The sequence below is a fragment of the Marinomonas ostreistagni genome, from assembly GCF_016461785.1.
Lineage (GTDB): Bacteria > Pseudomonadota > Gammaproteobacteria > Pseudomonadales > Marinomonadaceae > Marinomonas > Marinomonas ostreistagni_A.
On the sequence record NZ_JAEMUH010000011.1, the window covers coordinates 17,206 to 38,562 of the forward strand.

Here is a 21,357-nt window from a genome sequence, read left to right on the forward strand (position 1 = left end):
TTCGATGGATATCGTTCTTCAGCAGTTAGTAAACGGCCTAACACTTGGCTCTGTTTACGGGCTAATCGCAATTGGATATACCATGGTTTATGGCATCATCGGCATGATTAACTTCGCCCATGGTGATGTTTACATGGTGTCCAGTTACTTAACCGCTATTGCGATAGCTTTACTTACTTTTTTTGGTATGGAGTCGTTCCCAATAATTATTTTCGGAACGCTTATTTTTACAATTGTCGTCACCGGCGCCTATGGATGGGTTATCGAGCGAGTTGCTTACCGACCTCTTCGCAACTCTAGTCGACTATCAGTACTGATTTCTGCAATCGGTATGTCTTTAATTTTGCAAAACTATGTACAAATATCTCAAGGTGCTCGTCAGCAAGGTGTGCCAACACTTTTGACAGGCGCGATTCGCTTTGATGTAGGTGATGGCTTTGTTCAAATTACTTACATGAAACTGTTTATTTTGTTTGCTGCGTTCTTGGGTATGGGGGTTTTAACGTACGTTATCCAGAAAACTAAGCTGGGTCGTATGTGTCGTGCGACACAACAAGATCGCAAAATGGCGTCAATTTTAGGTATCAACACGGACCGCATTATTTCATCGGTGTTTGTGATTGGTGCTGCCATGGCGGCTTTGGCAGGTGTACTGATTACCTTAGATTATGGCGCGTTCGATTTCTATGTTGGTTTTATTATTGGTATCAAAGCCTTCACTGCAGCCGTGCTAGGGGGGATTGGGTCGTTGCCAGGAGCGATGCTAGGCGGCGTTATTCTAGGTCTTTCTGAAGCGTTGTTCGCAGGTCTTATATCGTCAGATTACAAAGACGTATTCTCCTTCTCTTTGTTGGTGATCATTTTGATATTCCGTCCAAGTGGTCTTCTGGGTAAACCTGAAGTGGAGAAAGTGTAATGAGCCAACAAACAAATGGAATCAATATTGGTGCAGCGATAAAAGATACCATCGTTGCCGGCTTATTAGCCTTAATCGTCTTCGGCCCTGTTGTGGGGGTTTTGCTAGATGGTTATGAATTTAGTACTCGTTCAGGTGATGTTGCCGCAATTGTTGCTGTCGTAATGGCAGGACGCTTCGTCTTGTCTGTTTTTACTCAGACAGATTTTGGTAAGGCGTTTTTATATCGTCAATCGACCAAAGATGATGGTGTAGTGGTTACGTCTCCAGATTATAAAAGCAAGATGACTTACATCTTGCCGATCGTGATCGTGATTGGTTTGATTGCGCCATTTATTGCTTCGAAGTACGTTTTAACAATCGTAATTCTAGGTTTAATTTATGTATTGTTGGGGCTGGGGCTCAATATCGTAGTGGGTTTAGCAGGACTACTTGATCTAGGTTTTGTTGGCTTCTACGCGATTGGTGCATACGGCTTGGCATTAGGTTATGAAAACCTTGGACTTGGCTTTTGGTCAATGTTGCCTCTTGCTGCGATTATGGCTGCTATAGCAGGTGCCATTCTTGGTTTCCCTGTGCTTCGAATGCATGGCGATTATCTGGCGATTGTAACCTTAGGATTTGGTGAAATTATTCGTTTGGTGCTTACTAACTGGACAGAATTCACTCATGGTCCAAATGGTGTGTCAGCGCCATTGCCAACTTTGTTCGGATTAGAGTTTAAACGTCGCTCATCGGATGGTACGCCATTCCATGAGTTCTTTGGACTTCCTTACGATTCGGCTTACAAGTACATCTTCATTTATATTGTATTATTCCTAGTGGTGTTGGCGGTTCTGTACGTTAAACACCGTCTTACTCGCATGCCAATTGGGCGCGCATGGGAAGCATTACGTGAAGATGAGATCGCTTGTCGCTCTCTAGGTCTTAACCACGTATTGGTGAAATTGTCTGCGTTCATGCTTGGTGCCTCAACAGGTGGTCTTGCTGGTGTGTTCTTTGCGACTTACCAAGGTTTTGTTAACCCGTCTTCATTTACCTTTTTCGAGTCGGCATTGATTCTTGCCATCGTGGTATTGGGGGGTATGGGGTCAACTGTTGGTGTTGTTATCGCGGCCTTTGTCTTGACGGTGATGCCTGAGATGCTACGTGAGTTTGCTGATTACCGAGTGTTGATGTTCGGTGTATTGATGGTTGTAATGATGATTTGGAAGCCTCGCGGCCTAGTACGTGTGACTCGTACTGGTTTTGCAACGAGAAAGGGGACAGTTAAATGAGCCAAGATAACATTTTAAAAGTTGAAAACTTGGTGATGCACTTTGGTGGTATCAAAGCGCTAAACGACGTTACCTTTGATATTAAGCGTGGCTCTGTGTCTGCGTTGATTGGTCCAAATGGTGCAGGTAAAACAACCGTGTTTAACTGCCTGACTGGCTTCTATAAAGCCACAGGTGGCAGCATTATGTTGAGTGCTGGTGGTAAGGAAACCAGTGTTGTAAAGGTGCTAGGTGAGAAGTTTAAAAGCAGTGATTTCACGTCGCCAGCGTCTTTCTTTGAGCGTGTGAAGTATAAGATGTTTGGCGGATCCCATTTAGTGAACCGCGCAGGTTTAGCACGTACTTTTCAGAATATTCGTTTGTTTAAAGAAATGTCAGTGGTTGAAAACCTTCTGGTTGCACAGCATATGCGTGCAAACCGTGGCATGATGTCTGGTATTCTAAATACTAAAGCCTTCCGAAAATCTGAAGAAGAAGCGCTTCAAAGGGCTTTTTATTGGCTTGAAGTTGTGCATTTAACGGAATTTGCAAACCGTTTGGCAGGTGAGCTTTCATACGGCCAACAACGCCGTTTGGAAATTGCTCGCGCTATGTGTACGAACCCGGAAATCGTATGCTTAGATGAACCGGCAGCAGGTCTTAACCCCTCTGAAACAGAAGCTCTGGCTTCGATGATTCGTGTATTAAGAGATGAGCACAATACAACTGTGCTTTTGATCGAGCACGATATGGGGATGGTTATGAACATTTCCGATTACATAGTAGTACTGGACCACGGTGAAGTGATTGCTAAAGGTGGCCCAGATGATATTAAGTCAAATCCTAAAGTTATCGCTGCATATTTAGGTGCTGAAGAAGGTGAAGAGGTGACTCTATGACCAACCTTTTAGAGTTTAAAGATGTTGATGTCCACTATGGACCTATTCAAGCGCTTAAAAAGGTGAGCTTGGAAGTAAAAGAGGGCGAAATCGCCACCATGATTGGCTCAAATGGTGCCGGTAAGTCAACGTTACTGATGTCTATATTTGGTCAGCCAAGAATTTCAGGTGGTCAAATTATCTATCGTGGCGAAGATATTTCACAAAAGTCGGCACATTATGTGGCTTCTAATGGATTAGCCCAATCACCAGAAGGTCGTCGTATTTTCCCTAGTATGTCTGTCGAAGAAAATCTTTTGATGGGAACTATTCCAATTGGTATGGAGCATTGTGATGAAGATATGCAACATATGTTTGAATTGTTCCCACGTCTGAAAGAACGTAGGAATCAGCGTGCTTCGACGATGTCTGGTGGTGAGCAGCAGATGTTAGCCATTGCGCGAGCTTTGATGAGTCGCCCCAAGCTGCTTCTACTTGATGAACCAAGCTTAGGTTTGGCTCCTATCATCGTGAAACAAATCTTTAAAATATTAGAAGATGTTGCTAGCACTGGGATGACTATTTTCTTAGTGGAACAGAATGCGAACCATGCTTTGAAACTGGCCGATCGAGGCTATGTTATGGTGAATGGTGAAATTCGATTGACAGGTACTGGTGAAGAGCTTTTGGTCAATCCAGAGGTTCGAGAAGCATACCTAGGCGGCCATTAATTTAATACTAAGTACTACCTAAAAATATTATAAAGGGGACCAAAAACCGAGCCAGCTCACTGGCTCGGTTTTTTTATGCTCGGAATTTTGTGCCGGTTAAAATGTCCAATACTTGAGAGGGTTTGCTGGCAGTACCGATGTTTTGATCAAATATCGCGTCACATTGATCACTGAAATAAGCAATGACTTCTTCTTTGGTTTTAGCGGGTTCAAGCCCCGCCGGGTTTGCGGACGTTGATACAATAGCACCACCATAGCTTCGACAAAGATTAGCGACAGGAGTGTGTTGACTCAGGCGAATGGCAACACTCTGATGCTCACCTCGTACCCAAAAAGGAGCAATTTTAACGTCAGGTACGACCCAAGAAGTCGGGGTTTCAGTAATCGAAATTAGGCGTTCAAAAGCGTCATTTGAAAGACACTCTTTCCAAGGTTCTAGATGTGTAGGGTGACCTGTGATCAAAATCAGGCCTTTCTCTATGGGGCGTGATTTTAGTGCAAGTATTTTATGAACTGCTGCTTCATTATATGGGTCGCAGCCTAAGCCCCAGACAGCTTCAGTAGGGTAAGCAACAACACCTCCTTCGCGAAGTATTGAAGCAATGTCGTCAGGATTTGATGAGATCAGCATGGTAAACTCCGTGAAAATTTAACACGGAGTTTACTTCTAACTTGCATATACGACCAGTCATTCAGATGGTCGTTGTAAAAGAATTATGACAGTTGCTCAATTTTTTCTTTTAGCTCAGCAATTTTGCTGCCTACAACGCGTTCTAGGTGATCCAGCTCTTTAACCAAATCTTCTTTAGTTAGTTTGTCTTCGAACTCTTGTCCTAGTAAACGTCCTAGTTCATCCACGGCACGAAGTACAACTAATGAAGGTTCACTAACCTCACGGTATTGTTGTTGACCGCCATCCGCTAGAACAGTACGCGTTGCTCGTCCAAATTTAAATTTCTTGCTTTTTGGCAATAAAGAGCCTTTTTCACGACGGTAATAGATTTTTAAAACATCGAATCCGCCTTCATAGCGCAGCGTGTACTTCTCGATATTTTCAAAGCTGTTAATGCCCATAGACTCAAGAGTTGGGTACATAAGTAAATCCTTATTTTTGATGTCGTTTCAGTACTCTTTATGTAAGGGGATTGTCGCTAGAAATGCAAGAAAAAACGATAGGAAAAGTCTATAAACGACACCCTTCTATGCGCTAGAGCGGGGTGTCGTTTAGAGGGCAGCGCCAATCAGCGCTTAATGGTGAACAGTAGCGAAATTAATCGTCATCACTGTCTGAGTTATCAATACCCAATTCTTTGATTTTACGTGTCAGAGTGTTGCGTCCCCAGCCTAAGAGTAAGGACGCGTCTCGGCGTCGACCTGCGGTATGGGTTAATGCTGTTTCAATCATGATTCTCTCAAACTTTGGCACAGCTTGTTCAAGAATGCCTTTTTGACCGCTTGCAAGAGCGCTATCGACCCAGTTCTTAAGAGCATCTTCCCAAGAACCAAAAGGCCGCTCAGCCGGAGGAGTATTGAGAAGCTCGGGTGGTAAGTCTTCAATAAGCACTTCACGGCCGGAAGCCATCACAATGAGCCAGCGACATGTATTCTCTAATTGACGAACGTTCCCCGGCCAATCTAGGCGACTCATATAGTTCTCAGTCTCTTTTGTGAGCACTTTCGGCTCAACATGAAGCTCTTCAGCGGCACGACTTAAGAAGTGACGTGCTAGCTTAGGAATGTCTTCACGACGCTCTGCAAGTTTTGGTAGATGAATTCGGATGACATTTAGGCGGTGGAATAAGTCTTCACGGAAGGAGCCTTTTGTCACCAGTCCTTCAAGATCTTGGTGGGTTGCAGCAATGATACGTACATCCACTTTAACCGGTGTATGACCACCGACACGATAAAACTCTCCATCGGCTAAGACACGTAATAAGCGTGTCTGAGTTTCCGCTGGCATATCACCAATTTCATCTAGAAATAGGGTGCCGCCATTCGCTTGCTCGAATCGACCGCGACGCTGTGTGTTAGCCCCTGTGAATGCTCCTTTTTCATGACCAAACAATTCAGATTCAATAAGATCATGAGGAATAGCTGCCATGTTCAGTGCAATGAAAGGGTTAGCTGCTCTTGGGCTATGGCGATGAAGGGCTTGCGCAACCAGCTCTTTACCTGTGCCTGATTCACCATTGATTAACACGGTGATATTTGAGTTAGCTAGACGGCCAATGGCGCGAAATACTTCCTGCATCGCTGGCGCTTCACCGATAATTTCTTTTTGAGCCAATTGCTCTTCGTTGTCATCGACAGCAGAAACTTCAGGCTTAGATTTATTATGGTGTAAAATAGCGCGCTTTATTAAACTAACCGCTTCTTCTACATCGAATGGCTTAGGAAGGTATTCAAATGCCCCACCCTGATATGAAGCTACTGCGCTTTCTAGATCTGAGTGCGCAGTCATAATAATCACCGGGATGTAAGGGTGATCTTTTTGTAGTTGACCTAGCAGTTCCAAGCCATCCATACCTGGCATACGAATATCACTGATAATCACAGTAGGTTGTTCTTTGCCAATCATACTTGCTAGCGCTTCGGCAGATTCAAATAGGCGGCATTGAATACCTTCTTGCTCTAGGGTTTTCTCTAATACCCAACGAATTGAACGATCATCGTCGACGATCCAAACGGTTTCTTGTTGTGACATGTGCTCCTCCTAGCCCGTCACCGATTTTTCGATCGGTATTAGGATGTTAAATTCTGTGCGCTGTGGTTGGCTGTTGCATTCGATGATGCCATTGTGTTGATGGATTACGGATTGTGCGATGGAAAGACCTAAGCCTGTGCCATCTGCTCGTCCACTTACCATGGGGTAAAACAGCGTTTTCATAATATTTTCAGGTATTCCTGGACCGTTATCGACGATACTTAAGCGGCAAACTAATCTATGCCGTTTAGCGCCAATGGTGAATTGACGTAGGGTTCGAGTCGTGATGGTTATTTGTTTCTGTTGGTTCTCTTCTTGCGATATCAGTGCCTGCATCGCATTACGCATGACATTTAGGACAGATTGTATTAATTGAGCTTCATCGCCAATAATGTCTGGAATGCTTGGGTCATAATCCCTGATTAATTTTATTTGGCCTTCTGATTCAACGGAAATAAGTTGATTCACCCGCTCTATTACTCGGTGAATATTGAGTGGCTTATATTGGGGAAGTTGACGAGGCCCAAGTAAACGATCAACTAAGTCACGTAAACGATCGGACTCTTCGATAATGACTTGTGTGTAGTCTTTCAGACCTTCATCGTCGAACACTTTGCTGATTAACTGTGCTGCTCCACGAATACCACCTAAAGGGTTTTTAATCTCATGAGCCAGGCCGCGTACCAACTCTTTACTGGTTTGGTGATTTGAAATTAGTTCATCTTCTTTTGAGATGCGCTTCATGCGATCACGAGGATGTAATTCAATCAACAAACTGTCAGTGATATTAAGAGCTCCCATAACTGGTGTAACGTTATAGTCGCATAACAGTGTTTTGCCTGTTGTGAGAGTGATTTCGGCTTCTCGTTTAGTGAAAGCATGCCCAGATTCAATGGCTGCTAATAACGCATTTCTGCTGCTCTCGTCTTCGCTAAGAGCCGAAGACAAGTCCTGACCGTAAATACGGCGACGGCTCACTTCCAGCATCATTTCCGCAGATGGGTTGAGATACTCGATACAAAGCTCTCTATTTAACTGTAAAACGGCGGTCGATAAGTGGTCGATCAGTAAACTGTACACCAGTATGGCCTCTTTAAATCGCTATAAGTGATGCATGTGAGTGTGAAGAAGTTGTCGCTCTAGTCATTGCGATCACATTGTTAATGTTTATATTGCAAAAAACGAACCAACATTGGGCGTTTCTAGAGGCCTTTATTTCTCTTGTTTAATTAAGTAATTGGCTTCTTGCTTTGCTCTAATATAGTGCGCTTTTGTTTGGTGGCAACAATTTGGAGCAAAAAAAAGCCCCAACATGGGTCGGGGCTTTCGGTTTAAAGCGTTACAAAAAATTATACGCTGTAGTAAAGATCGAACTCGATTGGGTGAGTTGTCATGTTTACTAGCTCAACTTCTTGAGACTTAAGTGCGATGTAAGCATCGATCATGTCATCAGAGAATACGCCGCCTTCTGTTAGGAATGCGCGATCTTCGCTTAGGCAGTTAAGAGCTTCTTCAAGGCTACCTGCAACTGTAGGGATAGCCAATGCTTCTTCAGCTGGTAGATCGTATAGATCTTTGTCAGCTGCATCCCCTGGGTGGATCTTGTTCTTGATACCGTCGATACCAGCCATCAACATTGCTGCGAAACATAGGTATGGGTTAGCGGTTGGATCCGCGAAACGTGCTTCGATACGCTTGCCTTTAGGAGACGCAACGTATGGGATACGGATAGATGCAGAACGGTTACGAGCAGAGTAAGCAAGCATAACTGGTGCTTCGAAACCTGGTACAAGACGCTTGTAAGAGTTAGTAGAAGCGTTTGCGAAAGCGTTGATTGCTTTAGCGTGCTTGATGATACCGCCGATGTAGTACAACGCCATGTCAGATAGGCCAGCGTACTGATCGCCTGCGAATTGGTTTTCGCCATCTTTCCAGAAAGATTGGTGAACGTGCATACCTGAACCGTTGTCACCAACGATTGGCTTAGGCATGAAAGTAGCAGTTTTGCCGTATGCGTGAGCAACGTTGTGTACGCAGTACTTCATTACCTGAACTTCGTCAGCTTTCTTAACTAGAGTGTTGAATTTAACACCGATTTCGTTCTGACCAGCGGTCGCAACTTCGTGGTGGTGTACTTCAACTTCTTGGCCCATTGCTTCGATAGCAGCACACATTGCAGTACGGATCTCATGGTGAGAATCAACTGGTGGTACTGGGAAGTAGCCGCCTTTAACGCGTGGACGGTGACCAGTGTTACCGCCTTCGAAAGATTTGTTAGTAGACCAAGCTGCTTCTTCAGAGTTGATCTGAACGCTACAGCCAGACATGTCTGCGTGCCATTTAACATCGTCAAAGATGAAGAATTCTGGCTCTGGACCGAAGAATGCAGTGTCGCCAAGACCAGTAGACTTAAGGAACTCTTCAGCGCGAAGTGCTACAGAACGTGGGTCGCGATCGTAACCTTGCATAGTTGAAGGCTCGATGATGTTACAACGGATGATCAGTGTAGATTCTTCTGTGAATGGGTCAAGAAGAGCTGTGTCGTCCTGTGGCATCATGATCATGTCAGATTCGTTGATGCCTTTCCAACCTGCGATAGAAGAACCGTCAAACATTTGACCAGTTTCGAAGAATTCTTCGTCAACACCAGCAGCTGGGATAGTTACGTGTTGTTCTTTACCTTTGAAGTCAGTGAAACGTAGGTCAATCCACTTTACGTCGTGCTCAGCGATCAAACCAAGAGTCTTGTTTGACATAATTGTTCTCCAATGTTGTGTAAACGAAATTTCTTTCGGCATTCAATACTGCTTCACAATGAAGCGTTGTTGCGGAAATACAAAGCACAAGTTGTGCCAGAATTTTGGGCGCACATTAAAGCTTAATAATATCAATAGCTTATATTTGATTGATGATTTTTAGAACATACTTCTGCACTTTATTGATCCGAAATAAAAAAGCCAATGACCTATTGTGGTGCAATTGTGTAGGGTTTTGTGTTTTTTTGGTGCAAAGATTGGGGTTGGTTTCACTGAGATATGCTTTATACTGTGCGCCCTTCAAGACTGACTGTACGAAAAACACACACCCAATGAAATTTATTGTTAAATTCTTTCCAGAAATCACCATAAAGAGCCGTCCTGTTCGCAAAGCATTCATCAAGCAACTGCGCCAAAATATTCGTCACGTGTTACGTGATCATGATGAAGATGTGACGGTGGCAGGCAACTGGGACTATATAGAAGTTCTTTCTGATCACGAATCTCAGCGAGAAGCGTTTATTGAATCGCTACGTAACATCGCAGGTATTGCGCATTTTCAGTACGTTCGTGAGTTCCCGTTGACGACTTTGGATGGCATCGTTGATGAGGCTATGGTTTCTTACGGTGAAGTACTGAAAGATTCTGTGTTTGCAGTGCGTGTGAAACGTGTCGGTCAGCATGACTTTAGTTCTGTGGAAGCAGAGCGACACATTGGCGGGTCTCTTAAGGCTCGTAGTGGCGCTTTAGCTGTACGTTTAAAAAATCCAGAAGTGTTGGTTCCTATTGATATCCGTGATGATCGTGTATGGATGATCGAACAACGTATCGAAGGTTTGGGTGGTTACCCATTAGGATCTCAGGATGCGGTGCTATCGCTGATTTCCGGTGGCTATGATTCAACAGTTAGTTCATTCATGACCATGAGTCGTGGACTTAAAACACACTTTTGTTTCTTTAACCTAGGTGGCGATGCACACGAGATTGGCGTTAAGCAAGTGTCACACTTCTTATGGGAAAAGTACGGCTCTAATTTAGGAGTGAAATTCATCACGATTCCTTTTGAGGATGTGGTGGGGGAGATCCTAAACAACGTCGATAACTCAGAGATGGGTGTTATCCTTAAGCGAATGATGTTGCGTGCGGCATCAAAAGTGATGGAAGGGGTTAGCGCTAAGGCATTGGTAACCGGTGAAAGCATTGCTCAAGTGTCTAGTCAGACATTGGTTAACCTAAAAGTCATCGACAATGTAACGGATGATTTGGTGATTCGTCCTCTAGTAACCATGAATAAGCAAGAGATCATCGATAAAGCCAAAGAAATCGGTACTGCGCCATTTGCGGCAAGTATGCCGGAATTTTGTGGTGTTATCTCTGTGAAGCCAACCACACGTGCGAAAATGCACCGAGTAGAGCGTGAGGAAGCGAAGTTCAATTTCGACGTATTGGACAATGCTGTCAACAATGCTCGAGTGATGTCGATTCAAGATGTTATTGAGGATGTGAACAAGCAATACCAAGGTGAAGTACCCGTTGTTCGCATGCCTGTAGGTGACGAGATCATTATTGATATTCGCCATCCAGATGAAGTTGAGCGTAACCCAGTTAAGGTATCGGGGCGTCCAGTACTTAATGTGCCGTTTTTTACTCTGAGTACCAAGTGGTCAACCCTAGACCAAGATGCCACCTACCTACTGTATTGTGGCAAAGGTGTGATGAGTCGCATTCACGCATCTCACCTGCTTTCGAAGGGCAATGAAAACGTAGGCGTGTATCTGCCGTAGACATTGTTAGGGTATGTAAAATAAAATAGCGCACCACATTGGTGCGCTATTTTTTAGGTTTTAATGTCTAAATTCCTTTTGTAATACTCGCCAAGCATCCCAAAACTGTTCGTACTCGACAGGAGACATATTTGTTTCGCTAAGTGGTTTTTGCGATGTGTAATTCATCAGTGACATTTCGAGAGCGGTGCTGTAATCCAAAGCAATAGCGCCAGACCTAGTAGATTGGGGCTGTGTGCCTGGGCGGTTCTGAAACCATCTATTCCAAGCATCAGATCCCGGTTTAAACATCCTTAGTGGTTCTGTAATAGGTGTTTTGGCTGGGTATAGGTAGGTTGGCATACCTTTGTCATTTTTTACGTATGACACTGTGCCATGACAAGACATACAGGAGGAGCTAGGCAAGCGATTAACCAGCTGTTCACCAATGTAGACATCATCTTTGACTGAAATATCAAACGGACCAGACAGGCGTCCCCCATAACCCAATGTCACCGTTGCATATTTGGGAGCATTAGGGTTGACATAGGTTTCTTCTAATGTGGCGTTAGGATAGTAGGTAGAGTTAATATCAGGGTCATTCCCCCACATGGCTCCTAGAGGCACCATTTTTTCCCATGGACTTGAGCCGGGTGCGTTCTTATCATAAACAAGTGTTGTAAATACCCAGCCAGTTTCAGGTGAGGCAGAATAATCTTTGACAATAATGTCAAAGATGGTGACGTAAGTATCTATTAATTCTGGCTCAGCATATTTGATAGTGCCATTTAGATCGAAGGGTTTGCGGTAGATTTGCCATTTAGCGGCGCCTTCCAAAACAGGCCACTCTTCAGGCGATGCTGAGGCCGAAGCAGCTTTTATAATCACTGATCCTTCTGGAAATTGAGCTTCATTGTTTTCAAGTGAAGGCGGGCAGTCGTTTGAACCTGGGTGACACTTTTGCCAGACCTTGTGTAGGGTAGTTGCTGCCACTTCATTAAAGTAAATCGCAGCATAATTTCGCAGATTCGTTGTAAGGTGAGAATCCGCATAAACGGATGCTGGTTGTATTTGCCCTGTGTATGTGCCATAAACCGCTTCTCTTCCTTCCCAGCCTGTTGCTTCAATGTCTTCCCCTGCCCAGAGCATACTGTACCAGCCTTTTTGAGAAGAGTTATTCCATTTCTCTGGATCTTCTACTAGTGTTTTCATGGGGGACTCGACAAATGACTTCAAAGCATAAACGTATTGGAGGGCATTGGCTTTACTGATTGGCTGACCATTAAGAACTTCTCGACCAGGGACTGTTACAACTTCAGGAAGTGATGTGGGGTAGTCAACATTTAGCTTAAAAAGAGGGCCGTCATAGATTGATTTGGGTGGGATTAAACCATTATTTATGGCGTACGGGTCTATTGTCTCGTTAGCGAGAACGCTGCTTGATATAATTAATAAACTTGAATAAATCCATTTTTGATATCTCATATACGCCCCGATTCCTGATTGATGTTTAACTGGCTGTTTCTGATATTTCTGAATACATGACAGTTTGGTTTCTGCCTTGGTGTTTGGCTTGATATAGAGCTTCATCCGCCTGTTTAAATAGTGAGTTAAATGTGTCACTGTTTTTACAGTAACTGACACCAATGCTCATAGTGACAAATGGTTTCACATCAGAAGACTCATGTGTGATTTGTTTGGCGGCCAATGTGTGGTGAATTTCATCTGTAAGCCGTTTTACTTCTTCCTGTGAATGGTTTGCTAGAACCACAATGAATTCTTCACCCCCTATCCTTGCAGCAAGATCTCGTTCAGACAGGAGCTGAGATTGAAAACAGGCTGCAACGTCTTTTAAACAGAGGTCGCCAGACTCGTGACCATAGCGGTCGTTATAACGTTTAAAGTAATCCACATCACACAAGATAATAGCGAGAGGTTGGTTGTTTTGTTGGCAAATAAGTTTTTGTGTATCAAAAAAGCTATCGAAGTAACGGCGGTTGGGTAATTGGGTCAGGACATCTGTCAATGCTAGCTTTTCCAATTGTTGGTTGGCTCGATAAAGCTCTTCTTGAATCTGGCGTCGGTCTAGATTCTCTCGCTCTAGCTCTTGATTAAGGTGCTGGATGGTCTGGTTTTGATTTTGTAGAGCCTGTTTTTGCTCTTCGATATCTTGAGTCCTCTTCGCTACTCGGTCTTCCAGTGTCTGGTAGACACGCGTATTTTCAATTGAGATGGCAATTTGCCCACGCAAAAAATAAATGAAGTCTAAATGCTGATGGTTGAAAGCCCCTGGAGTGTCGTTGTTTTCAAGGTAAATAGCGCCTTTGAGTTGTCCTTGAAGCATGAGTGGTGCGCAAAGGACAGATAGAACATTATGTTCTGAAATATAATCATCAGCTTGGAAAAGAGAGTCAATAGTAGCATTTTCGATTATCTGAGCTTCTTTTGCGGAATATATGTAATGAATAATTGGAGCAGGCAGTTTTCCTTTAAAGGGCGCCGGAGTGTTTAGAACCGGATGATGAGAGTGTTCCTCAAGGTTGGAGTCTGCTGCTATTTTCAACTCATGTTGTTCTTCGATAAGTAATACTACGCGTTTGGCCCCAGTGCTAGCCTTCATAATTTGAATGACTTGTTCCATTAATTGATCTAAGCGTCGAGTTTGTGCAATGACCTCGGTCGATTGAGCTAATTTCGTAATGGATTGGTTGAGAGAGGCATTTGGTAGTAAGATGCTTGCCCAATCTTGCTCTTCGCCAAATATCCCCCATTTACACCCCAGCTCATAGGCTCGGTTTTGATGACTGTGCGCCGCAATTCGCTGGTTGCTGTCTTCGTATTTTCTTGATAATTGAATGTGAATTAGGAACTGAATGTTGAGATGACCTTGTAACCCTGCAATGTGAGATGAATCTTGATAAAGCTTAAACGCTTTGGGTGACTCGCCGAGTAAATAAGATAATTCGGCTTTTAAAAATAACAACCGATCAAGAAAGTTATCAGAGCAACGTGCATTAAAGCGCTCAAACCGCTTAATCGCTTGGCGAAGTTTATGTATTGCTTTGGAAACCGTTACTTGTTTCTTAGCGGCTTTGCGTAAAGTAATCAGTGTTTCAAGAAATAAATGCTCGGAACTATGCAGCAGTCCTTTAGAGTCTTTGAGGCATGACTTTGCCTTGACAAGAGCGTCTTCAGCGATTGCAAGGTTATCTTGTAGAAAGCCCAATGCCATTTTGTTGATAAAGTACATGTGCGCAAAATGCTTAGCGCCTTGTGTTAATAAACGGTTTTCATGCTCAATTAGAGAGTCTTCTGACCACAGTTCCTGATGACACTCTGGGCGGAACTTTATGCGCAAAATCAGCTGTTTAATCGCCAGCAATAGTTCCTTATGATAATGCGCGTTATGGCGCTGTAGGTCGTTAATTGCAAGATGGCAGTCGGCTAGGCATTCATCCAGAGATGCACCTCTCATTAACTTATGTTGGATCAATCCAACTCTTGCACAAGCAACGTGGAACCAGTCTCCTACCAGTGTTCCTTGGCTTACAGCGTTTTTCCATAGACCTTCCGTCTCAAGGGTGGGAAAACTCCAAGAGTGACCAAAATAGCCGTAAACGAAACTGACTTCCGATACGAGTCTTTTGGCTTCGTATTTTTCTAATAGAGCTAAAGATAATTGCCCATAATCGACACCAGCTTGTCTGCGCCCTAAGATGCCGCATTGGAAAATGACACCAAATACCATATAACCAATGGCCGCTTCTGGCGTATTGCCATATTGAATAGAAAGACCGACCTGTCTTGCAGCTAAGTAGACGCATAGTTCTGGCCTAATTTGATAGGCCGCCTTTTGCATGGCCGATAGGAGACTAATAATCGCAATGATCTTTTGGTCTTCAGCTCGAGGGAGCTCGAACAAGTCGACAGTGCTTTTACCTTTCAGTTGCCAAGTTAACTTAGCAAGTGTTGGGATTAATAAAGGTGGGGTAAAGGTCGCAGGAATTTTTACACCCAGTTCTTCTAGTGCATCCCGGCCAACAGCGTAAGCTTCGTTATACTGACCAATGTCAGTATTCAGCTTGATTAGAAGGTCGAATATAACAGTGCGTTCAAGCAGGTCTTCTGAAGCTTTTAATGCGTTTTTTAGATGTTGCTCAGCCTCTTCAGTCAGACCAAACAAATGACAGCACTCACCGAGTTCTTGATGCACTTGGCTGTTTAGTAAATGGGGGGCTGCTACAGAGAAAAGTTTGGATGCACGTTTAACGCATTGATACGCTAATTCAAAATCTCCTCGCTGTTTGGCTTCCTTTGCTGCCAGCATATTGAGTTTGGCAATGTCCGCTTTCAATTTATCTGTTTTAACTAATGGCATGGATAAATGAAAATGGTGCACACATTTTAATAGAGCTTCATTAGACAGGGTGATTTTGGCGTAGTATTGAGCGATATCAAAGTGATGCTGCTGAGCGGAGGCATTACTTAACGCATTATGTGCTGCTTGTTGAAGCCTATCGTGGGCGAAGCGAACTGACTCGGTCTCCGAATCGATTGGTACTAACCATCCTGAGTTAATACTGCGCTCAATGAGGTTCGACATATCGACTTGGGGGAGTAATGCTTCCAAAATCTGGGTTGGAATGATGGCGCCAATGCAAGATGCAATAGAAAGTAGCTCTTGCTGGTCGGCTGCTAGCTCATTAAAACGTTGCGATAGAACTTCAAAGACATTATTTGAAATTGGAATTTGTTTAAGCTGATTACTTTCGAATAGCCAATCGCCATTCTTTAAATTTAAGTAAATGAACCCTTTATCTTGAGCCTGTTTTAAATATTCTTGAACAAAAAAGGGGTTACCTTGTGTTTTTAATAGAATATCTTGTGTCCATTTCTCAGCAAGATTAGCAGACAGTTGCCCTTGTTTTTCAATCGTATTGAATAGGGTGCCTTTTGAAATAGGGTCCAGCTGAATCGTGTTTTGCTGAATAGGTAAGCCTTTTAGGGAGACGATATGTTGCTTATGACGGTCTGATAAATCAGAAGACGTGTCACGATAAGCAAAAATGATACTACAGCGTTGTAGCTGATCGTAACTTTCTTCAAGCCAAGCAAAGGTACTGTTATCTGCCCATTGAATATCGTCTAGAAATAAGCAAACAGGCTTAGAGAATTTGGTGATGGCATTTAGGATGATGATAATTGAGCGCTGAAAGAAAGCTTTAGACTCTTTTGCCTGAAGCTGAGAGGTTGAGTTGCTTACGTCAATAAGGAAACTAAGTTCTGGAATTCGTTGCGCAAGAAGCCCAGAGTAAACACTCAATTCTCTGTTAAGGTATTGTTTTATTTCAAATAAACTGTCTGGTGTTTGCAATAAGACATGTTTAATTAACGTTCTTAACAAAGAGAAAAATGGCTCAAGTGGAATAACAGACTGATACTGGTCAAACTTTATAGAAGCATATAACAGCTTTTGCGATTGGGTGCTTAGCGCTGTTTTGATAAAGCTTGATTTCCCTATACCAGATGGCCCGTGAACGTAAATATATTGACTATTGTGAGTGCCTTTATCCATTTCAAGGAGTTGGCAGAGCTCATTTAGCTGTGGTTGTCTGTCAGCTAACAAATAATGAAACACCTTAGTCGAGAAGCTACATTGATCAATTTCAAAGTCAGGTAATGGGGTGCTATCTTGGAGAGCTTCATAACAAATTTTTAAATCGACCATGACAGAGCTTAGATCTTGGTAACGTTCACTCTGTGTGTTTGCCTTCATACGAGCTGTAATATTCCCCAGTTTCTCCAAAATCTTATCTGTGGAGATCGAAGTGCCTTGCTGGCCTTGCAAGATATCGCGAGAGGATTTGATTAAACGATCGAATACCTGCCCTAATGCATATATATCAATTTGTTCGTTTGCAAAGACGGACTCTCCGACTTTTGTCTCTGGTGCTAAAAAGTCACTATTTTGAGATGGGAAAGTTCTTTGGTTCTTAACAAGTCTGTCGTTATGCGCTACGGCGTAGCTAAGGCGACAAATACGAACTTGTGTTGGTTGTAACGAAAGTAATATGGAATCGGTCGATAGGTTATAATGAATATAGCCCGAGTTGTGTATGAAGTTTACTGCTTCGGTGATTTGAATCGCTGCGTTTAGTGCCTCGTTTAATGGAATTTGCTTAGATTGAATCCAGGCATCTAATGGCTCCCCTTCGAAATACTCGAGTTCTAATAAAGTAATGTTATCTATGCTTGTGATGCCAATAGCTTTTTCAATAAAGGGGTGGCGTATACGATTCAGCAAGATGTGCTCGTGCCTTAGAGCTTCTAGTAGTGGGAGGCCATGCTGAAGATGTGTTAATTGCTTATAAAAACGAGTTTTATTAGTCGACTTTACTCGGTAAAACTTTGCGTATTTATTCGCAGTGAAAAATAAGTTTGAATCCATATGCGATTCCGTAACAACTTTATGCATGTCTAATAGAACACTTCATCACTCATCAGACAAAAGCGGGGTCTATTAATAACTCATATTTAGTAGAAGAAATCTAGAACTAATTGATCCGATCAAGTAGTTTGGGAATGTAATGTTATGTATCTATTGATCAAACTATGATGTTTATCAAATTTACGTCTTTATGAAGCGATACACTCCTCGTCTTAAATTCTAAAGGGTGGAGAGGGTATGGCTTACACGCAAAATGGAACAGAGCGTCTCTTAGATAAATCTTCAAATATACTATCGCTCACAAAGTTAGATAGTACCATTACATATGTTAACGAAGAGTTTGAGTGCATTAGCGGTTATTCGAGCGTGGAATTAACAAACCACCCTCATAATGTCATTCGTCACCCAGATATGCCCAAGCTTGCTTTTGCCGACATGTGGCAGCACTTACAGTCAAACCAGTCATGGATGGGGGTTGTAAAAAATCATTGTAAAGATGGTAGCTATTATTGGGTCGATGCCTATGCAAGCCCAGTGACTCGAGATGGCGCAGTGGTTGAATATCAATCTGTGCGCCGTTCACCAGATCCAGTAGTGAAGCAAAGAGCAGAAAGGTTGTATGACTCTTTGAACCGCTCAGAATCCCCTGAAAAGAAACTTCCGAAAAGACCAAGATTGTCTTTTTTGGTGCGTTGTCTGATGATCTTAGTACTGTCTTTCATTTTATTTAATCTGATTTCTTGGCAGATTTCAGGCAGTTTAGCTTTGTTGTTAAACACTGCTCTGTTCATTGTCATGATCAGTGTGCTGTGGTGGAGCTTTAGACCTTTGGAGCAAGCCATCAAACAGGCCCACGATATTTGTGACTCTGACTTAGCTGCTTACGTGTACACAGGGCGAACTGATGAAGCAGGTTTCATTCGTCTGGCTTTTGCCAAATTGAGGGGGGAGACAGCTGCTGTTGTGGGGCGCATTAGTAATTTCTCTAATTTATTACGTGATAAACAGAGCGATGTCTTTAGCAGTGTTCAGTCAAGTGAGCAAGCGTTGCAAGAACTGTCTTTAGACTTTCGTTCTATTGAACAAGCTACGGATGAAATGGTCGCTGCAGTAGAGCAAGTGGCGCAAACGACACAAGATGGTAGTCGTGTTACTGAGAAAGCGTTTACAACTATGTCTAATGGACAGCAGGCAATTTCCACCGCGCGTCATGCGATGGATTCTGTTCGTGAACATATTCGTCAAGCAAATCATGAGCTGGCGCAATTGCGTAATGACAGCGAAGCCATTAGCTCAGTGGTTGAAGTCATTCAAGAAGTGGCTGAACAAACCAATTTATTAGCATTGAATGCTGCGATTGAGGCCGCGCGGGCCGGTGAGCAAGGCCGAGGCTTTGCGGTGGTCGCAGATGAAGTTAGAAGTTTGGCTACGCGTACTTATCAGTCTACCGAAGATATTATTCAGGCCATTGCTCGTGTTCAAAGTGGGTCTCTATCGGCCTGTGAAAAAATGGATGCGGCAGTGACTTCGGTTGAGCGTCATTACGAAGAGTCCACGCGAGCGGATTCTGCTGTGTCTGAAGTAAGAGAAGGCTTGGAACAGATCCATCATCAAGCCTTGCAAACTGCCGAAGCCATGAATCAACAAAGCGAAGCCGCGGTACAAATTAATCAGCGCATCGCGAATGCAGTGACGGTCGCCGCTGGTATCGTAGAGACTTGTCGCGAAAATTCTGGGGCTTGCGATGAACTCCATCAATTGTCTGAGAATATGGAAAGTATAGCTCAGCAATTTTGGCGTCAGGTCACCGTTCCTAAAAACTAGTTATGGACAATCGAGGCTGATGAAGCGATTTGGACTTTTTTTGTATTTTTTCGGGAACTTCATAGGAAGTTCACAAAGATAAGGGTACAATTGCGCGAATTTTACTCCGAATGAAGATTCGAGGCCGCATTGTAGCGCACCGTTCCCGCTAAGCCTCGTTCGCCCTCATTCCCTGTCGCATAATGCAGAGAAATTTTAATGTCTATTGATATCAGTAAGTTACGTAACGTCGCGATCATCGCGCACGTTGACCATGGTAAAACAACGCTGGTTGACCAGCTTCTTAGTCAATCCGGTACGCTAGACCGTAAAGAAATGGGTTCTGAGCGTATCATGGACTCAAACGACCAAGAAAAAGAGCGTGGTATCACCATCTTAGCGAAAAACACCGCTATTAAATGGAATGATTACCGCATCAACATCGTGGACACACCTGGACACGCCGACTTCGGTGGTGAAGTAGAGCGTGTAATGTCGATGGTTGACTCTGTATTGCTATTGGTTGACGCAGTAGATGGCCCTATGCCTCAAACTCGCTTCGTAACTTCTAAAGCCTTCGAGCGTGGTCTTAAGCCAATCGTTGTTATCAACAAGATTGATCGCCCAGGTTCGCGCCCTGATTGGGTAATGGATCAAGTATTTGACCTATTTGACTCTCTTGGTGCGACAGAAGAGCAGTTAGATTTCCCTGTTATCTATGCGTCAGCATTGAACGGTTTGTCTGGTAACGATCCAGAAGCGCTAGAAGACAGCATGGAACCACTTTACCAAATGATCGTTGATAACGTGCCTGTGCCTGAAGTTGACCCAGAAGCACCGTTCCAAATGCAGGTATCAGCATTGGATTACGACAGCTACGTAGGTGTTATCGGTATTGGTCGTATTACACGCGGTAAACTGTCTCCAAACCAGCAAGTAGTCGTTAAATCTGCTGACGGTAAAGAGCGTAAAGGTAAAGTGCTTAACGTTAAGGGTTACCACGGTCTACAACGTGTTGATACTGATCAAGCGGCGGCAGGTGATATCGTATGTATCACAGGTATCGATGGTCTAAGTATCTCTGACACGCTGTGTGATCCTGAGTGCGTTGAGGCATTGCCAGTACTAACGGTTGATGAGCCAACAGTAAGCATGACGTTCATGGTTAACGACTCACCTTTTGCCGGTAAAGAAGGTAAGTTCGTAACGTCTCGTAACATCAAAGACCGTTTAGACCAAGAATTGATCCATAACGTAGCGCTACGTGTGGTACAAGGTGATTCTCCAGACAAATTTATCGTATCAGGCCGTGGTGAGCTTCACTTATCGGTATTGATCGAAAACATGCGTCGTGAAGGTTTTGAGCTAGGTGTGTCTCGTCCTGAAGTAGTTCAGAAAGAGATCGACGGTGTGATTCAAGAACCATTTGAGCAAGTGGTTATCGACGTTGAGGAGCAGCACCAAGGTTCAATCATGGAAGAGCTTGGTCTGCGTAAAGCTGAGCTAACTAACATGGAGCCAGATGGTAAAGGTCGTGTTCGCCTTGAGTTCATCGTTCCTTCTCGTGGTTTGATTGGTTTCCGTGGTCTGTTCCTAACACTGACTTCTGGTTCTGGTATCATGACAAGTGTCTTTGATCACTACGGTCCAGTGAAAGATGGCGAAGTATCTAGCCGTCAGAACGGTGTATTGATCAGTATGGTGAAAGGTAAGACATTGTCTTACGGTCTCTTCAACCTTCAAGATCGTGGTCGTCTATTTAAAGGTCACGGTGAAGAAGTATACGAAGGTCAAATCATCGGTATTCACTCACGTTCAAATGACCTAACAGTGAACCCAACTAAGGCGAAGCAGCTAACTAACGTTCGTGCTTCTGGTACAGACGAAGCGTTGACGCTTACTCCACCAATTCGTCACACGCTTGAGCAAGCGCTTGAGTTCATCGAAGATGACGAGCTAGTGGAAGTAACACCAGAAAGCATCCGTCTACGTAAGAAGTTGTTGACTGAAAACGAGCGTAAGCGCGCTAGCCGCTAATACGTTATCGAGCAGCAGCAAATAGACCGCAAGGTCTTGAGCGGAATGAAAGCGCCTTAGGGCGC

Annotated in this window: 14 protein-coding genes; 7 read left to right on the forward strand and 7 right to left on the reverse strand. The window is 43.6% G+C overall.

All coding sequences use genetic code 11. The annotated features are described in order from the left end of the window. Positions 1–4: 4 nt before the first annotated feature. Genes JHD44_RS12085 through JHD44_RS12100 form a run of 4 tightly spaced genes read left to right on the forward strand, consistent with a single transcriptional unit; the run spans position 5 to position 3,781 of the window. Entirely contained in the window at positions 5–916 is a 912-nt protein-coding gene (locus tag JHD44_RS12085) for an ABC transporter permease subunit (RefSeq protein ID WP_199463002.1), read from the forward strand. Next, a complete protein-coding gene (gene livM / locus JHD44_RS12090) occupies positions 916–2,193 on the forward strand; it encodes a high-affinity branched-chain amino acid ABC transporter permease LivM (protein WP_199463003.1) in 1,278 nt (425 codons plus the stop codon). Before JHD44_RS12085 ends, livM begins: the two co-directional genes overlap by 1 nt. Further along, complete coding sequence (locus JHD44_RS12095) at positions 2,190–3,071, forward strand: ABC transporter ATP-binding protein (protein ID WP_199463004.1); 882 nt, start codon at positions 2,190–2,192, stop codon at positions 3,069–3,071. The genes livM and JHD44_RS12095 overlap by 4 nt, the downstream gene beginning before the upstream one ends. After that, a complete protein-coding gene (locus JHD44_RS12100) occupies positions 3,068–3,781 on the forward strand; it encodes an ABC transporter ATP-binding protein (RefSeq protein WP_199463005.1) in 714 nt (237 codons plus the stop codon). The genes JHD44_RS12095 and JHD44_RS12100 overlap by 4 nt, the downstream gene beginning before the upstream one ends. 73 nt (positions 3,782–3,854) lie before the next feature. Here JHD44_RS12100 and JHD44_RS12105 read toward each other — a convergent pair whose 3' ends face one another. The 5 genes from JHD44_RS12105 to glnA all read right to left on the reverse strand — a co-directional run bounded on the left by JHD44_RS12105 (position 3,855) and on the right by glnA (position 9,241). Continuing rightward, the gene (locus JHD44_RS12105; protein ID WP_199463006.1) at positions 3,855–4,412 is read right to left on the reverse strand and encodes an L-threonylcarbamoyladenylate synthase; all 558 of its coding nucleotides are present in this window, start codon (positions 4,410–4,412) and stop codon (positions 3,855–3,857) included. Positions 4,413–4,495: 83 nt separating this feature from the next. After that, a complete protein-coding gene (locus JHD44_RS12110; RefSeq protein ID WP_199463007.1) occupies positions 4,496–4,876 on the reverse strand; it encodes a DUF3461 family protein in 381 nt (126 codons plus the stop codon). A 175-nt stretch (positions 4,877–5,051) separates the two neighbouring features. Next, positions 5,052–6,485 (reverse strand): nitrogen regulation protein NR(I), encoded by a 1,434-nt coding sequence (gene ntrC, locus JHD44_RS12115; RefSeq protein WP_199463008.1) that lies wholly within the window; start codon positions 6,483–6,485, stop codon positions 5,052–5,054. A gap of 9 nt (positions 6,486–6,494) precedes the next feature. Beyond that, entirely contained in the window at positions 6,495–7,565 is a 1,071-nt protein-coding gene (glnL, locus tag JHD44_RS12120) for a nitrogen regulation protein NR(II) (protein ID WP_199463009.1), read from the reverse strand. Positions 7,566–7,834: 269 nt separating this feature from the next. Beyond that, entirely contained in the window at positions 7,835–9,241 is a 1,407-nt protein-coding gene (glnA, locus tag JHD44_RS12125; protein ID WP_199463010.1) for a glutamate--ammonia ligase, read from the reverse strand. A gap of 332 nt (positions 9,242–9,573) precedes the next feature. Here glnA and thiI point away from each other — a divergent pair, with 332 nt between their 5' ends. Beyond that, positions 9,574–11,025 carry a tRNA uracil 4-sulfurtransferase ThiI gene (gene thiI / locus JHD44_RS12130; protein ID WP_199463011.1) on the forward strand — a complete coding sequence of 484 codons (1,452 nt, stop codon included), beginning with the start codon at positions 9,574–9,576 and terminating at the stop codon, positions 11,023–11,025. Between the two features lie 60 nt (positions 11,026–11,085). Here the strand turns inward: thiI and JHD44_RS12135 are convergent, their stop codons facing one another. Both JHD44_RS12135 and JHD44_RS12140 read right to left on the reverse strand, forming a co-directional pair. Next, positions 11,086–12,489 carry a hypothetical protein gene (locus tag JHD44_RS12135; protein WP_199463012.1) on the reverse strand — a complete coding sequence of 468 codons (1,404 nt, stop codon included), beginning with the start codon at positions 12,487–12,489 and terminating at the stop codon, positions 11,086–11,088. A gap of 25 nt (positions 12,490–12,514) precedes the next feature. After that, a complete protein-coding gene (locus JHD44_RS12140) occupies positions 12,515–17,452 on the reverse strand; it encodes a diguanylate cyclase (protein WP_199463013.1) in 4,938 nt (1,645 codons plus the stop codon). A gap of 237 nt (positions 17,453–17,689) precedes the next feature. Here JHD44_RS12140 and JHD44_RS12145 point away from each other — a divergent pair, with 237 nt between their 5' ends. Together JHD44_RS12145 and typA are read left to right on the forward strand one after the other, a co-directional pair. Next, positions 17,690–19,276 (forward strand): PAS domain-containing methyl-accepting chemotaxis protein, encoded by a 1,587-nt coding sequence (locus JHD44_RS12145; protein WP_199463014.1) that lies wholly within the window; start codon positions 17,690–17,692, stop codon positions 19,274–19,276. A 198-nt stretch (positions 19,277–19,474) separates the two neighbouring features. Beyond that, positions 19,475–21,292 (forward strand): translational GTPase TypA, encoded by a 1,818-nt coding sequence (gene typA, locus JHD44_RS12150; protein ID WP_133562038.1) that lies wholly within the window; start codon positions 19,475–19,477, stop codon positions 21,290–21,292. Positions 21,293–21,357: the final 65 nt, after the last annotated feature.